12 protein-coding genes and 1 pseudogene are annotated in these 15,078 nt (G+C 43.1%); 3 read left to right on the top strand and 10 right to left on the bottom strand.

Annotated features, from left to right (window positions below; all coding sequences use genetic code 11):
* Window positions 1–5 precede the first annotated feature (5 nt).
* The 7 genes from ACEW80_RS28640 to ACEW80_RS28610 all read right to left on the bottom strand — a co-directional run bounded on the left by ACEW80_RS28640 (window position 6) and on the right by ACEW80_RS28610 (window position 8,573).
* Window positions 6–1,631 carry an AMP-binding protein gene (locus tag ACEW80_RS28640; RefSeq protein WP_373529855.1) on the bottom strand — a complete coding sequence of 542 codons (1,626 nt, stop codon included), beginning with the start codon at window positions 1,629–1,631 and terminating at the stop codon, window positions 6–8.
* A gap of 273 nt (window positions 1,632–1,904) precedes the next feature.
* The gene (locus ACEW80_RS28635; protein ID WP_373529854.1) at window positions 1,905–2,462 is read right to left on the bottom strand and encodes a cupin domain-containing protein; all 558 of its coding nucleotides are present in this window, start codon (window positions 2,460–2,462) and stop codon (window positions 1,905–1,907) included.
* Window positions 2,463–2,476: 14 nt separating this feature from the next.
* Window positions 2,477–2,872, bottom strand: coding sequence for a 4-oxalocrotonate tautomerase family protein (locus ACEW80_RS28630; RefSeq protein ID WP_373529853.1), 396 nt, complete (start codon window positions 2,870–2,872; stop codon window positions 2,477–2,479).
* 200 nt (window positions 2,873–3,072) lie between these two features.
* Window positions 3,073–4,098, bottom strand: a complete 1,026-nt coding sequence (locus ACEW80_RS28625; RefSeq protein ID WP_373529852.1) for an iron-containing redox enzyme family protein — start codon at window positions 4,096–4,098, stop codon at window positions 3,073–3,075.
* A 427-nt stretch (window positions 4,099–4,525) separates the two neighbouring features.
* Window positions 4,526–6,493, bottom strand: coding sequence for a spondin domain-containing protein (locus ACEW80_RS28620; RefSeq protein ID WP_373529851.1), 1,968 nt, complete (start codon window positions 6,491–6,493; stop codon window positions 4,526–4,528).
* A gap of 365 nt (window positions 6,494–6,858) precedes the next feature.
* Window positions 6,859–7,962 (bottom strand): WD40 repeat domain-containing protein, encoded by a 1,104-nt coding sequence (locus ACEW80_RS28615; RefSeq protein ID WP_373529850.1) that lies wholly within the window; start codon window positions 7,960–7,962, stop codon window positions 6,859–6,861.
* Window positions 7,963–8,006: 44 nt separating this feature from the next.
* Window positions 8,007–8,573 carry a ferric reductase-like transmembrane domain-containing protein gene (locus tag ACEW80_RS28610; RefSeq protein WP_373529849.1) on the bottom strand — a complete coding sequence of 189 codons (567 nt, stop codon included), beginning with the start codon at window positions 8,571–8,573 and terminating at the stop codon, window positions 8,007–8,009.
* A 604-nt stretch (window positions 8,574–9,177) separates the two neighbouring features.
* Between ACEW80_RS28610 and ACEW80_RS28605 the strand changes: the two are divergent.
* Window positions 9,178–9,321: pseudogene (locus ACEW80_RS28605) on the top strand (transposase); the annotation flags it as partial.
* Window positions 9,322–9,707: 386 nt separating this feature from the next.
* Here ACEW80_RS28605 and ACEW80_RS28600 read toward each other — a convergent pair.
* The 3 genes from ACEW80_RS28600 to mnmG are packed head-to-tail and all read right to left on the bottom strand — an operon-like array spanning window position 9,708 to window position 13,237.
* Window positions 9,708–11,078, bottom strand: coding sequence for a hypothetical protein (locus ACEW80_RS28600; protein WP_373529848.1), 1,371 nt, complete (start codon window positions 11,076–11,078; stop codon window positions 9,708–9,710).
* On the bottom strand, window positions 11,072–11,260 hold the full coding sequence (locus ACEW80_RS28595) for a hypothetical protein (RefSeq protein ID WP_373529847.1): 189 nt from the start codon (window positions 11,258–11,260) through the stop codon (window positions 11,072–11,074). The genes ACEW80_RS28600 and ACEW80_RS28595 overlap by 7 nt, the downstream gene beginning before the upstream one ends.
* A gap of 54 nt (window positions 11,261–11,314) precedes the next feature.
* On the bottom strand, window positions 11,315–13,237 hold the full coding sequence (gene mnmG, locus ACEW80_RS28590; RefSeq protein WP_373529846.1) for a tRNA uridine-5-carboxymethylaminomethyl(34) synthesis enzyme MnmG: 1,923 nt from the start codon (window positions 13,235–13,237) through the stop codon (window positions 11,315–11,317).
* A gap of 498 nt (window positions 13,238–13,735) precedes the next feature.
* Between mnmG and ACEW80_RS28585 the strand changes: the two genes are divergently transcribed.
* Both ACEW80_RS28585 and ACEW80_RS28580 read left to right on the top strand, forming a co-directional pair.
* Window positions 13,736–14,578 (top strand): D-alanyl-D-alanine carboxypeptidase family protein, encoded by an 843-nt coding sequence (locus ACEW80_RS28585; RefSeq protein ID WP_373529845.1) that lies wholly within the window; start codon window positions 13,736–13,738, stop codon window positions 14,576–14,578.
* Window positions 14,579–14,641: 63 nt separating this feature from the next.
* On the top strand, window positions 14,642–14,803 hold the full coding sequence (locus tag ACEW80_RS28580) for a hypothetical protein (protein ID WP_373529844.1): 162 nt from the start codon (window positions 14,642–14,644) through the stop codon (window positions 14,801–14,803).
* The last annotated feature ends 275 nt before the right edge of the window (window positions 14,804–15,078 follow it).

Genomic DNA, 15,078 nt, shown 5'->3' with positions numbered 1-15,078 from the left:
TATTTTTAAATTTTCAGTTCGCAGCGCCCAAGCGCCTCCTTTACTAACAAGTCCTTGCGAACCTTGCCCGTCGCCGTCTTGGGCAAGTCGGTGAAGAAAAATACTTGGGGCTGCTTGTAAGAAGCAAGTTGAGACTCACAAAAATGCTGCAAATCTTCTTTGGTGAGGGCTTGGGAGTCCACTGCTTCGACGAAAGCTACCAACAGAGTACGGTTTTTTCCTAGCTCTTCGGGTGAGATACCGATGACCGCGGCCTCTTTTACCTGTTCGTGCCGACATAGTACATTTTCAATCTCAATGGAAGAAATATTCTCCCAACCATAGTCTGTTTCTACGTAAATTAAATCCTTCAGGCGGTCTCGAATCTCCAGATAGCCATCTGGATGGATAATTGCCACGTCGCCGGTATGGAACCATCCATCTCGAAAGGCTTTTTCGGTAGCTTCTGGATTTTTGTAGTAACCTGGTGCTACTGTATTACCCGCCACAATCACTTCCCCCAAAGTAGAACCGTCCCAAGGAACATCTTGCTTTGAGACATCCACCACTCGCAATCCCGTTCCAGCATGTATAGTTGCCACTCCTTGACGGGCGCGCTTGAGGGCACGGTTTGAAGGGGGCAATGCCTGCCAGTCTTCTTGCTCCTCACAGACGGTGTAAGGTCCGAAGGTTTCATTTAACCCATATTGGTGGATAAGCTTGACCCCCATCTCATCTAATTGCTGGATCAAAGTGGGAGCAGGAGCAGCTCCCCCTGTGGTAATCGTCAGCCCCCGAAATGCTTCTTTGTCGCCAGGGGCTGATGCGAGCGATCGCACAAGGCGAGGCGCACCAGAGAGATGGGTAATTTGATATTGGGAGACTGCCTGACACACCGCAGAGCTATCTCGGATTTGGTGACTTGGCAGGATAACTTGAGTGGCTCCCACGGCAACATTTACCCACATATGCCCCCACCCATTAACATGAAACATGGGGAGCAGCCACAGATATTTAGAGGCTCGGTTGAGTCCAATCATCAGCGCCTGCCCCAGTGCATTCAGGTAAGCACCCCGGTGATTGCAAATTACCCCTTTTGGATGACCAGTAGTACCGCTCGTAAAGTTGATAGCGAGGGTATCAAGTTCGCTGATAACAGTTTGATCCAGCCTAAAATCCCCATTTTCACCCGCTAGACAAGTTTCGTAGTCGAGAAATCCAGAATAGATTGGGTTGGCTGCACCATCGATAACGATTACTTGTTGCAAGTGGGATAAGGCAAAGAGAGGGTTAAGGAGAATTTTCTCGCTGAAGGAAGCATCCACAATCAAGACTTTAGCCTCGCAATAGTCCAGCAGGGATACGATATCTTGCGCCGCCAGCCAAGGATTAAGCATGACGATCGCGGCACCGATAGCTGGAATGCTGAAGTGGGCTTCGATTGTCTGTCGGTTGTTCTCTGTTAGGAGAGCAACCCGATCTCCATACCCCACCTGGAGTCGCTTCAGCACTTGTGCCAAACAGCGAGAGCGGTGCAATAGCTCGGCGTAAGTCATTATTCCATCAGGGTAGACGATCGCGCTTCGGTTAGGAAATGCCTGACCACTGCGCTCTAAGAAAGTGGTTGGACTCAAGGGTACGTAGGAATGCATAGGTTCTCTTTTAATACGAACTGATATAGCCAAACAACGTAAAAGTAAAAAGTTAAAATGCAAAAGAAAGAAAAATGGTTTCAAGCCGAATGTAATGAAGAAAAGGTGACATTTATTTATGGGTGAATGGTACGAAGACTCATGTGAAACCTCGCCTTTCTCCCAATACGGTTCGGTTAAGCTAATAGGATGTTATGGTATGTAGAGACGTTGCATTGCAATGTCTCTACATACTCCTCTGCCTCTTCATTGACCACAAAATCAGAGTTATCCTTAAACAGGATTAATATCTCCGTTACCTGAGGCAAACTCGTTCCACAAATCAGGCCGCTGCTTGACCTTGATATAACGCGTAGCCAAAATGGTGCAGCCATTGATGGAAGCCATTGTATGAAAGGTGCCTGGTGAACGAAGTATTAATGATCCGGGCAAGAACGTAACACCATTCTCTATATAATCCCCGGTTAACACCACGACCATTTCATACCCTATATGTTCATGCAAGGCAATAAATGCGCCTGGCTCATATTTAAGAATTGCGGCATCAGGGCCTTGCGGGTCTTGCTCTACCAGACTAAAGATTGTGTGAATCCCAACACCTTTTCTCACCTCTGGTTGATAAGGTATAAACTCAAGATCATCTGGCAAGGAAACATTTTCCATACCCTGGAACTTAATTACCCTGTCGTTGATGGAATTGTATGGGAATGGCTCGAACTTTACTTGTCCATTGCTCATCAATTGGCCATTTCTCTTAATTGGATCGTCACTTTTGTTTTTGCCGTTGTATCCCGCTAGAAGTGTTTTTGACATTTGATCTTTGTTTGACATTTGCTTCTCAATATTTACGTTGATTGAATCTTTCTTTGTTCTTGGCTAAGACCGTTGTAACCCCAGCTTTTTCCATCTATTTCTTGGATCGAAATATAGTTGGGGTGGGGCGCACTGCCAAGAGCCTCTGTAACGATTTTCCAGGCTTGTGCTATCCACTCGGCCTTTTCTTCGTCGGTATTTGTTCCTTTTGTGACAATAATGCTCAACTCAAAAATTGCTTCATCATCACTTTTAACAGCACCGCCTACATACCATTGCACTTGCTGCTCGACGGCTTCAAAACGAACAACAATTACTTGTTTATTTTTCCTGAGAATGTTCTCGGTTATCAGAGATAAACTTTCAGCAAGGGTGTTTCTAACCTTCTCAGAAGATATCTTATTAGCTCTGAGTGTTATGAGCGGCATAGCTTCTATTCCTTGTTGTTAGTTGTTACTGCCACTAATGCTTAAATCGTAATGGCAGACATAGACTTCGGCTTTGATCGGGATGGCACAAAGTTTAGTTATTTGTTGAAGTAAGCAGGAGGAGAGAAAGAAATATTACAGTAGTAAAAAATACTGAAAATTTATCTTTACTTCCCCTGCTTTTCAAGCGTGCCATACGTTCAAGCGACGGAAAGTCCTTTGTTGGCTTGGTTGCGGCCTTCTAAAATGCCCTTGAGAACGCCGTCATAAACTCCGGCTCTGGCTTCGAGCATCCGCATCGCACTAGAGAACACCTTTTGCAAGTCTTCAGAAGTGTGTATGTAGGGTCTTCCCGCAGCAAACCACCCCTCCCCGTGATCTTCATCAAGTTCGCAGTGAACGACAAAGAATTTCACCATATCTTCACTCAAACCGCGACGGCGCAGATGTGCTAAAACTCGGCGCTGTTGGAGGGGAATTGCCAATTCCAAAGCTCCCATTCCGCCAATGCCGTAATGAAGTCCATCGGCAAACCAGCAGAGGTTAATCTTGGTATTGAGCAGGTTGCAAGTCTCTGGGTTAATATCCTCTTCCCGCGCTCCGCCGAAGTAATCCATTAGGGGTTCAAATAAATTGGGGTGAGCCTGGGCGAAATCTCCCTGGCCAAACTCATCATGGAGATTGTGATAGAGTTCTTCGCGCATTTCAAAGGGCACAATCAGGCTAAAAGCGGCAACGTGCAGGTGAAAACGTTGCATATTGACTCGGTAATTGGCAAGGAAATAGCGAACTTCTTCATGGCTCAAATCATCGCGATCGAACAGGTCAAATAGTGGATGGTGGTTGACTCGATGCTCGCTAATTCGCTCTTTTAGCCACGGCATAAAAACTTCAAAGCGATCGAGTTCACGAGGGAGTTGTTCCTGGGGTAAGTATTGCTGCTCAACTTGCTCAATCAGGTGGCGAAGTTCCCATTCTCTGAGGAAGCGGGGAGTTGCTAACCCAAACCCCTCTCGCATCAAGCGCAAGTTCATGTCAAATAAAAGGAACTGAATTTTTCGCCAAGCCAGACCTCCTTTCTTTTGAAAAGCTTCATGTGCCAAATTTTCGACTTGCTCGATGGGGTATACATACTGCTTAAAATATTGCTTAAGCACTTCCCAGGAATTGGTCTGTACTAAGTCTGATTTGACTGATAATCTTTCAGAGTAATTCAATTTCAACATTCTCTTTCTTCCTTGGTAAAATCTATGTGAATTCCTATTTTTTAGGAACTATGGTTATCAAACTGTTAGTGAGCCGACATCAAAACTAAAACAGAAATAGGGGCTGAAAAGGCTGAATTTTTCCTTGCCGATAACGGTGTTACGTATCAACAATTAGCAAATTATTAAAGCTTTAATTTCCGAATGTGCAGACATCTCGGCTCAATGCCAATATCGGATTAAATAGCAATTTAATTTTTATAAGCCTTTCGTAGCAAGCTCTTCAGACGTTATGTGGTGGTTAATGTCAGGCTCGCTACTTTCTTTATATGTTTAGGCACAAGAGCATTTCAAAGTTTCACTAGGGTTTTATAAGAGTTGAACTAAATCTTATAAAACCCTTTTGTGTCAACCTTTCCTAGTCTTTTATCTTGTATTCAGATGACTCTTAGGCTTTCTCAATCGTAATGCGTGCTATTTTATAGCCTGTAGCCGTAAAATCAGCATTCACGAATCTAGGATCGCTCAGAATCGGCCCTTTTGGTATAAAGCCTGGGTGTTTAAGAACCACACCTTTTTCAGGGACGCCAGTGTTAGGAGTCATCTGACCGAAGAAAGCAGTATTTGTGGGATTTTCATCGTTGACTTCAGTACCAGCATCGTTTACCTCAGCGCCAGTAACTACAAAGCTAGTAGGGATAAAATTACCACATTCGTCAAAGATTTTGTACTGAAGCGGGTTATCGTTGGCAATGAAGGCATCATTACTAGGGATAACCATAGTAGCGTAGCTGAAATACTGGCTAGTGGAAATACTGCTCTTATCAACCGTCAACGTTACTGAGGCAGTTTGACCAGGGGCAATTGGAGCAATGGGACGAGCGGGACCACCGAATATTGTCCCTTGGACAACACCAGATCCACTCTCAGAGAAAAACTTAGAAAAGGGTTCAGTTAAGCCATCCTCCACTAAAGACTCCAATTTTGGGTTCGCCAGGGATTTGCCTTTATCGTAAATCTCAAATTTGCCATTGTGTAAGCCAACCCAAAGGGGAGTCAGGAACGTACCCTTGTCTGGTGCTAGGTTTTGAATACTGACTTTCAACGTCACAGATACCGCAGATGATGTTGGCGTTAGGAAGTTTTCAGACACGAAATCTGCCAATTTTGTGCCAGAGACATAAGCGGCATCTGCATCCCATTGATAATGAACACCAAGATAAATACGGCTGCGGCCATTTTCCAAAGCTGCTGAGGAGAAGCTATTGAATGTACGTGTGATCCGAATGCCATTATTACCCCTGGCAGCTGGATCTTCTGATGTTGCAGTGAAGGTAACATTGTCCGTGCCAAAGAAGTTGCGTAGGATGCCGGCATGGATGGCTCCGAAAGTTGCGTGACCAGAGACATAGGCTGGGAACGGAGGCGAAAAACGAGTGCCATCAAGATTGGGCGACAGAGGTCTCCAGGTGGGGTCGGCGATCGTTCCAGGGTTTCCGTCTGTATCTGCTAATTGAATTGCACTTTCAGGTCTCCACAAGTCTAAATCGGTGTCGTATTTCGCATCCCACGCCAAAATTCCTGCATCACCTAAAGCTAAACCCACCAGAGCAAACAGTCGTGCATTCTGGGAAAAGCTCAGACCCCTCAATTTAGAGACAATCTGGGTTATGGCGTACAGTTGTCCGGGTGGCTTATATGTTCCATCAAGATCGTTTGCCCAGAAAAGAGCAATATCGGTTTGTTCTTGGGTGCGATCGCTAGAGTTAGCAAAACCAAGCCGTTTTACTTCATTGACTTGAGCAGCATATTCGACGCTGGCGAGCAGAGCCTGCTTGGTCTTGAAGCCGGCTGGTCGAGTCGGACGGAAGCGCTCTATTTCCGTCTTTGAGAAAGGTTTCACTTTGCCCCAATTCGGAGTAACTGGAGCGCCAGAACCGGTTGGACGCCAATCTCCAGGCTGATTTCCAGGAGTATAAGGCGTGTTGTCGTTATACCCGTCTGCTTGTCGATTTTGAATGATTGCTTGAGCTGCTGCTATTCCAAGTTCTTTACCATCTCCGATGCTCTGTAGCGATACACCACTTGCTTCAAGTTCTTCAATGGCTTTTTTGCGTTCTGCATCGAAGAAGCTATTGTTTTTATCCTTGGACTTGGGAAAATTAGCATTAGGATAAACAATGTCGCTGGTTAAGACAGTATATGCAGCATAAACTGCTGCCGCTTCTTTGTCAGCTCCTGGATTTGCCGGAATGATTTCTAAATATGGTTTGTGTGTCTTCTCAATGGAATTGACTGCATCATATATTGCAGCATGTAACATGGCACCTGTACGGGCGATCGGTCCGGGGGCACCGCCGTTTAGACGGATTGCTTGTAAATATACATTGTTCCAATTGATGACTTGATCTGACATAAAACTCCTTTGGATTTTGTTTGTTTTTGCCCTATTGTCGGTAAAGTTAACTTCAATTAAATTGAAAGTTTGAACCTTATCTACTTAGGCGGTTAGAATCACAGTCGTACAGACTAAATCGGGTGTATCTCACTTTTGTGGATATATACTGATCTACAAACTGAGATTGATGCTTTTCGTATTTTTTCTGAAATATTTTTGCGAAGCTGAGATGCTCTCGACTAAATCTGCCTCTATAAATAAGTCAGAAAGTCGATTATTTTCCTTTTTAATTTACAGTGGCGGGCTTCGTCCGTTTAACTGCAAAGTCCATTTGCCAAGACTGGATGTAAGATTTGAAGTTAAATATTGTTGGCTATATTTCATCATTGTATTTTCTCCAGATGTCTGTATTCGGTCTTTGAAAGCCTATTCTTTAATTTTTGAGTTTGAGAAGTTGTGTCACTCTTTACAGTCCATAGTTTGATAGTTTGGTCACCACTACCACTAGCTAGAGTCTGCCCATCTGGACTGAAAGCAACAGACCACACAGGGTTGGTGTGCCCCACAAAGTTACCGATGAGTTGACCAGTAGCTAAATGCCACAGCTTGATTGTTCTGTCATTACTACCACTGGCTAAAGTTTGACCGTTCGGATTGAAAGCAACAGACCACACGGCTCCAGAATGCCCCGTTAGTGTCTGTAACACTTTGCGATCGCTCAGATGCCACAGTTTGATTGTTTTATCGACACTACCACTAGCCAGGGTCTGTCCATCTGGACTGAAAGCAACAGACCACACGGCTTGAGAATGCCCGATTATGGTGTGCAGGAGCGTAGGACTGCGAGTATCTAACTGCCAAATCCTTATGGAGCCATCTGTACTACCACTGGCTAAGGTCTGATTATCGGGACTAAAAGCAATAGACCTCACCCAGTCTGCATCCTGGAGCGTAAAGAGTTGTTTGCCAGTGTTCAGATTCCAGAGCTTAATCGTGTTGTCGGCACTACCACTGGCAAGTAATTTACCGTTGGCACTTATAGCAATAGCCCCTACATCGTCCTTATGTCCATCAAGAGTACTTATTAGAGTATTCGTCTCCAGATTCCACAGCTTAATCCGGTTATCCCAGCTCCCACTAGCAAGGATACGGCCATCAACACTGATGGCGAGGGATGTCACCGCATCAGTATGACCTTTGAGGGTGTGGAGTAATTTGCCAGTATGCAGATTCCAAATCTTAATCGTGCCATCATAGCTGCCATTGACTAGAGTCTTGCCATCTGGACTAATGGCGATCGCATAAATCCAGGCTGAATTGTCTTTGAGAGTCCGATCGGGTTGAATAATTGGGAGAGATAAAGATTTAACAGCAGGTGTAAACATCTTGAATGGCGATTGTAATCTAGACAAGCTGATCCCCACAGCGGCTGTAGTACTAATTAACAAGGCTGTTGTAAGTTTCCGATAAATTGGTTTTGACAGCATTAATAGTCTTTCCAATTACGCAATATATTTGACAAATAGTGACGTTATTTAGTGATTTTAGTTGGTAACTTTGCTGGAGTTAGCTTCGGTTCAGATATTTGTTGCTTACCCTGGTGTTCAATCCTAAGTCTCTTCGCAAATAAAGCGATGATTACCATAAGAATTAAAATACTAATAGGAGTTAAATACGTCCAATGTCCAGACATTTTATCCCAGATATGCCAGGTCAAAACAAACATAGCTAAGTAAGTAAGTTTATGTAATTGTTTCCAGTTCTTCTTCAGCTTTTTTACACTCCAATTGTTAGAAGTTATAGCGAGAAGTGTAAAAATTATCAAAGTGGTTATTCCTTGGATATAAATCTCAAATGTCTTCAGATCAAAAAAATCAAAGTTTCTCTTTTGGATCATCAGTAATCCGTGAGCTAAAGCTAAAAAGAAAGAGATAATACCGATAATGCGGCGGTGTTTCAGCAGCAATTTAGGAATACCAGTCCCTTTAGTTTTGGGAAAAACAATTCTCATAATTGTGGGAATTAATGTTATAGAATAGCTAACTAATGCCATCAACCCGAGAACATTAGCTAAAGATGGTTCATCTATTGTGAGCATGATTAATTTATGTTAATTGTCTAAAGATTTACTTTGTAATTATGTAAGTCTGTCACCACTTCCGAACATAATCTTATTAACCTATCAGTCACTAATTTAGTTTTTATGCAATTTTTTTGAAACTTAGTGTGTCAAAAATTGATTTTTTGCAAGTAAGTTTAATTTTTATCTCCTGTGCCTTAGTAATTGTCAGCAAAATAAACTTAGTTTATGCATGAGTTTGATTTTCACAATCAAACTTAAAAAAGTTCAGTTTGCTGATAGATCCTAATCAGGGCATGATTTGAAAAAGGCGCTCAAAGTTTAGAATTACTGCTACTAAAAGCGTCTCGATGCACAAGGTAAGTTGAAAGAGTTAAAACCTTTGTGGTTGGCTTGGGTAGGAGAAGAGATGCCACCCGTAGAACAAGTCTGGCGACAATACTAGCGTCGCTTTACACTTGACCACTAGACATCTCCGGAAAAGATTTAGAAACCTTAAATTTACGCGCACACCTAACCCCCCTACCCCCATTCCCTTGTAGGGAAGGGGGAATTAAAGCCTCTCTCCGTTTCGGGGAGAGGTTTGGAGAGGGGTCATGCATTATTTTTCGGAGATGTCTACTGGTATCGTTTTTTAAACCAACGGCTGCACTGGACTGTTTCAAAACTCAGTACCCCCAAGCAATGTGAAAGGTGGAGTGACTTAATGCCTCTGATGACTTGGGAGTTGTGGTTAGCCCGTGATATTGTGACTGACAATCCTTTACGGACATCGTAGCAAGGTTTACAAGGATGAAAGTTAATACTAATTAATTTTGGTCAAACAGTTATGCTTATCAGGTGTCAAATCGTTATAGGCTGTCGATTACAGGGTCTACAGGCAATGCAATCGTTGACGTACCTGATGATGTCGGCTTTGGTGATAAATTCGCTCTATTAATTTAGTTGAAAGTGGAGAGTATTATATTAATTAATTTGTGTAATTAATTCTGTACGGTTACTTCTCAAACCTCGTTTCCAGCCAGAGGTTGGAAATGCTGCTCACTGCGGCTCTGCTGCGAGTCAGGGAGGCGGAGCCTTAATGAGAGGCATTCCCAGCCGGAGACTGGGAAGGAGGTAAAAGAAGATTTTGGATCATAATCATCAGAACTTTTACAACTTCTGTCCTGCGTAAATCGATCGCACTTCGCCGTTACGCCGGATAACAGCTTCGCCATTACTAACATCTACTAATGTCCAACCGCTTGAGCCAATATTTTCACCTATATTGATGCGGCGAGTTACGCCCTCAATTTTAAACAAAGCGGCAGATTTGTTGCCCAACTCTAGTAACCCCTCTAAGGTGCTAGCAGGAGTATCTGCGATCGCAGTTGGCAAATATACTTGATGCTGAGTAATAGTTGGTTCTGAGTCTGGTGCGAGGGCTGCACGTAATGGAACTACTGGTAATGCAGGCAGAGGGTTAGGTCTTCGCCGCACGGTAATCGGTGCAGTTCTCGCAGCCACAGGTTTGAGTTCTGCTCGTACAGCCGCAGCCAACATATTAACAGTTACAGGCTTGGCGGCTTGTTGCACTTTATTCAGGGCAGTTTTCACAATATTAGGTTGATATCCCTGAAACGCCCTAGCAACTTGTGGTAGAAGTGTGGGAGTACCGGGAATGGCCGGGAGCGCGTAGCGCATTGGCGACGGCGCTTGATAAACAGGGACGTATATGCGCTCGACAAAGCTTCCAGAACGGCTAGGGGCTGGTGGTGTATTGCTAGCAGCTAAAACTGGAAGTGGTGGTAATTTACCAATTAGTTGCTCGTTAGCAATAGCTGTTTGGTTAGTATTTGCCTGACTGGATAATCCAGTTCTGAAAGACTTTTGATTGCTTTTTGCTGCTTGCTTATCTATAACTACCAGTGCTGCCAGCATATAGTCAACCAACTCTGCCTCAATTTTTGGTTTTGTCGGTAACTGTGACTGGGGCACTAGAAGAGATGACTCGGTTAATCTGGTATTTAAAAGATGTATGACTCCAGACTGTAATAGGTAGATGATACCAGCGATCGCAACGCCTAAAGTTGTTCCCACAAGCAGCAGTTTACCCAAAGCACTATTGGTTTTCTGGCGCTTTCTACTAACTGGTTTAACGGTGGCGGTGTCAAACACAACCGTACTCAATCGTTTGTGGTTATCTGGAACAACTGACTCTGCTGGGCGGTTGGGCGCGTTTGGTAAGATAATTTCCGGTACCATAGCTGTTTGCAGAGGCACGTGTTTTGGAGCAATTGGCGTGGTTGGGCTGCTCTGAACTTTGGAAGAAACCTTGGCAACAGGCTGGCTCGATTTGTTCTGACTACTGTGCCTAATGGTTTGAAAAGCCAGATTACCGCTAACATTCAGAATGTAGTCGATATCGGCAAAGAGTTCATCCATTAGTCCATCAGCATAGCTTTCTATCGACCAAGGCTCGTTGGCGATCAAGTCTTCTGATAGTTCCGGTATTATGAGACGGGTGCTAGCTTTTTTTAACATAGACGTTCTAGGTTGTTGCTGCTAAGACGACGGGGAAACGCCGCCCCTACTACCTGTAAATCAGGATTACTAATAAAACATCCAATCCCCCGTCTGATTGAGACGAGTTGCTTGAGCGTTGGTATTAAACTCAACTTTAATCTAGGAATTGTTGATGATGTCAGTAATAATACTAATGTCATCTATCATACCAATTTCCCTGCCTACTACTATACTCAATCTTTATGAAGTTGGTGTTAAGCTAACGCTGGAAACTGTGACTGGCTCTTGGCTCTACGCAATTCTAGATATAATAATAAAGCGTTAATATCTGCTGGGTTTACACCACCAATACGTGCAGCTTGACCAAGAGTGAGTGGTTTGACGTGAGTCAGCTTTTCCCGTGCCTCAATGGATAGAGTATCAATTCTTGTGTAATCCAAATCCGTAGGTAATTGACGGTGCGCTTGGCGGGCGATTTGCTCAATCTGATTTTGTTGCCTAGCGAGATAGCCAGAATACTTGATGTCAATTTCTGCGCCTTCTTTCTCGGCGCGGTTGAGGTTGGGGTTTCCCAATCCGAACCTGTCGAGGTCAACATAATGAAATCCTGGACGCCGCAGTAAGTTGTTGAGAGTAATTGAGCCTTTAATTATTTGCTGGGTATCAGATGCGATCGCTATGCCAATTTCATCATGTTCTTTGACTCGTGTAGCTTGCAATCTTTGTTTTTCTGTGGTAATATTTTCTTGCTTTTGGGTAAATAAATTCCAGCGGCGATCGTCAATTAAACCAATTTCTCGTCCCAAGGGTGTCAGGCGTTGGTCAGCATTGTCAGAACGCAATATTAACCGATACTCAGACCTACTGGTAAGCATTCGGTAAGGTTCCCGTAGGTCTTTTGTACACAAGTCATCAAGTAACGTCCCAATGTAACTTTGCTCGCGGGCGAAGACAATCATCTCTTGAGAGCGAACAAATCGAGCTGCATTAATTCCCGCCACAAGCCCTTGCGCTGCGGCTTCTTCATAACCTGTTGTGCCGTTAATCTGTCCAGCACAAAACAGCCCTGCAATTTTTTTGGTCATCAGTGTAGGGTAACAATGAGTTGCAGGTAAATAGTCATATTCCACAGCATACGCCGGACGGAGCATCACACATTTTTCCAAACCGGGGAGAGTCCGCAACATTTGCAGTTGCAAATTTTCTGGCAATCCTGTGGAAAACCCTTGGATATAAAGTTCAGGTATATCCCGTCCTTCAGGTTCAATAAAGATTTGGTGGCTTTCCTTATCGGCAAAGCGCACGATTTTATCTTCAATACTGGGACAATAACGCGGCCCTTTGGCTTCCACCCAACCGCCATAAACTGGCGAAAGGTGCAAATTATCCTGAATCAAGCGATGGGTTTCGGCGGTTGTGCGCGTAATGTAACAAGGCATCTGTTCCCGTTCTACCCACACATCCGGGTCAAAGCTAAACCAGCGCACATCTTCATCCCCTGGCTGGATTAGCATTTTACTATAATCCACCGATCGCTTGTCTACCCGTGCTGGGGTTCCAGTTTTGAGCCTTCCGGTTTCAAATCCCAGCCGATTTAGGGTTTGTGTCAATCCTTCAGCCGCAAATTCTCCAGCACGTCCGGCTGGCATTGATTTGTTACCTACCCAAATTTTGCCACCCAAAAAGGTGCCAGTTGTCAAGATAACTGCTTTACATTGAAACCCTACACCAAAATAAGTTTCAACGCCAATAACTTCATCATTAGCACCCAGCACCAAATCTACCACCATACTTTCGCGGATTGTCAAGTTTTCTTGATTCTCGACAATATTCTTCATCACCGCTGCATATTCGCGCTTATCTGTCTGGGCGCGTAATGCCCAAACAGCAGGACCTCGTGAAGAGTTGAGGATACGTTTTTGCAGGTATGTGCGGTCTGCTACTTTACCAATTTCTCCGCCTAGTGCATCTACTTCATTAGTCAACTGAGATTTGGCCGGGCCACCCACTGCTGGGTTACAAGGTTGCCAAGCGATTCTATCCAAGTTGAGCGTCAATAACAGGGTGCGACAACCGAGGCGTGCAGAGGCGAGAGCTGCTTCGCAACCGGAGTGACCTGCACCGACGACTATGACATCAAAAGCGTCTTGGAATTCAACGGAATTGTGCATGGTCATACTTACAGGATCGACAAGCTTAGAGTTCTTTTCAATTTTAACTGTTCTAGTGGTTAACTGGATGTAACTTTCTGATAAGAAAACTATCAAAATTACTATAAATAAAAGACTAATTAAGGTCAGTTATAATTAAATTTGTCGCTTTCTTATTGGTTCTCATTTCTTTTCTTTAGGTGAAAATATGAAAATCAACAAAATAACGTATTATGACCATGAATTCGAGTGGCAGTTTGAGCCGATATATTTTTCTGAACTAAATCTTTTAGTTGGTATATCCGGTGTTGGGAAAACGCAAATACTTAAATCTATAAAGAATTATTTAGAGCCAAAAATATTAAGTATTCTAAAAAAAATCCTGGTGAGGTACTGAAGCCATATTACCTAGAAGAATTATTGACAAGAATTCGAGACAAAAACTATCACTTACCTAGTTTTCAACATTTTATAAATTTTTGCAATACAATTAGACCTAAATTATCTATTTAATTCAATTGATTAATGAAACAAGTTTTGAAAAAGACGAAATTTATTACTATTATTATCTTGATGATTTTTACATTAGTAGCTAGTAATGAGATTACCCACAATAAAATAGCTAGAACTGCCCAACCATTAAACGTATGCTTGATTAATGATTCATTGCCCTGTATAGATACCTCTAAAAAGGCAACATCACAACCATTTACTCCCAATCCAGAATTAAATGATCAACAACGTTTTTTGTCTGCGATCGCTAGAAATTTAACCACAGTTCCCCAGCTTGGTACTTATGAATATATTTTGCTGCGGACATACGGTGCAGTGTTTGTAAATCAAGATGTAGGGATTAAACTACCGCAAAAAGATATCTTTGCTAATGAACAAGAAACCCAAGCTTTTCAAGCTACTCTAATAATGGGTCGTGTTGATAATACTAACGACTGTTATTTACAAAAATCGGCGGCTGATGCTTTAAATAAAGCGCGAACCCAGCAACATATTCCGCTCAAATCTGGTTATGGTTTTGGTGATTGTACTCGCACTTTTAGCACGAGTTTAAAATTTTGGCAAAAATATGCTAACAATCAAATTTTGGCAAAAGTTAAACAGGGTAAAGAAACAAAAATTCTCGGTGTAGTTGCACCTCCTGGAACTTCACAACATCTCTGGGGATTAGCAATTGATTTACGCATATCAAACCAAAAACAAAGACAAGCTCTCAATCAAAATGGTTGGTTTCAAACTGTAGAAAACGATGTCCCACATTGGACTTATGTCGGTTTATCTGAAGAGAATTTACCTCTATTTGGTTTTAAAAATAAAGTCGTTCGCGGCATTACTTATTGGATTACACCACTTTAAATGTTAGATGTCATGCAAAAGTGGGAACACTAAGCTAAAAGGTGCATTGTCAGGGATTTAGCTATGCCAAATGAAGCTGATAACCAGGAGCAAACCTTCCTGATTTATTTATTAAAAGCAACTTATCAAAATCAGGAAGTATATCCAATTCTGCAACATAACTTAAGCAAACTCAATGAGAACTTAGCTTTAATCTTGCGAAAATGGGTAAGCGTAGATGCGTAGCGGCTTGTCGTCAGACATCGCTTTGCTAAAGAACCTGGTAATACTATTAATATAGCTAGTACAGCACGGCGTAAATAAACCACCCATTCCAAATCAATCAGGACTTACACTTACGCACGAGTCACGGAATAACGCTTACAATATAAGGCGAGTTAATCGCCGCTACACGGCCAGCATCTACCAAAGCTTGATATACCATCACTGCTACCTCAGCGCGTGTAGCATCGCGGGTAGGATTGAGTTGTTTGAGATTAGGGTGATTGACGATGATCTCC

Origin of the sequence: Nostoc sp. (assembly GCF_041747015.1) — a bacterium.
In the GTDB taxonomy this organism is placed as follows: Bacteria; Cyanobacteriota; Cyanobacteriia; order Cyanobacteriales; family Nostocaceae; genus Nostoc.
The sequence above is the reverse complement of the archived record's forward strand: the minus strand, read 5'-3'. Positions and strand labels throughout refer to the sequence as shown.

What these genes read in the sequence shown, in the direction of transcription:
- ACEW80_RS28595 (WP_373529847.1), bottom strand. Translation starts at nt 11,260, where the DNA reads ATGACATTAGTATTATTACTGACATCATCAACAATTCCTAGATTAAAG.
- ACEW80_RS28625 (WP_373529852.1), bottom strand. Translation starts at nt 4,098, where the DNA reads ATGTTGAAATTGAATTACTCTGAAAGATTATCAGTCAAATCAGACTTA.
- ACEW80_RS28630 (WP_373529853.1), bottom strand. Translation starts at nt 2,872, where the DNA reads ATGCCGCTCATAACACTCAGAGCTAATAAGATATCTTCTGAGAAGGTT.
- ACEW80_RS28600 (WP_373529848.1), bottom strand. Translation starts at nt 11,078, where the DNA reads ATGTTAAAAAAAGCTAGCACCCGTCTCATAATACCGGAACTATCAGAA.
- ACEW80_RS28620 (WP_373529851.1), bottom strand. Translation starts at nt 6,493, where the DNA reads ATGTCAGATCAAGTCATCAATTGGAACAATGTATATTTACAAGCAATC.
- ACEW80_RS28580 (WP_373529844.1), top strand. Translation starts at nt 14,642, where the DNA reads ATGCCAAATGAAGCTGATAACCAGGAGCAAACCTTCCTGATTTATTTA.
- ACEW80_RS28615 (WP_373529850.1), bottom strand. Translation starts at nt 7,962, where the DNA reads ATGCTGTCAAAACCAATTTATCGGAAACTTACAACAGCCTTGTTAATT.
- mnmG (WP_373529846.1), bottom strand. Translation starts at nt 13,237, where the DNA reads ATGACCATGCACAATTCCGTTGAATTCCAAGACGCTTTTGATGTCATA.
- ACEW80_RS28635 (WP_373529854.1), bottom strand. Translation starts at nt 2,462, where the DNA reads ATGTCAAACAAAGATCAAATGTCAAAAACACTTCTAGCGGGATACAAC.
- ACEW80_RS28640 (WP_373529855.1), bottom strand. Translation starts at nt 1,631, where the DNA reads ATGCATTCCTACGTACCCTTGAGTCCAACCACTTTCTTAGAGCGCAGT.
- ACEW80_RS28585 (WP_373529845.1), top strand. Translation starts at nt 13,736, where the DNA reads ATGAAACAAGTTTTGAAAAAGACGAAATTTATTACTATTATTATCTTG.
- ACEW80_RS28610 (WP_373529849.1), bottom strand. Translation starts at nt 8,573, where the DNA reads ATGCTCACAATAGATGAACCATCTTTAGCTAATGTTCTCGGGTTGATG.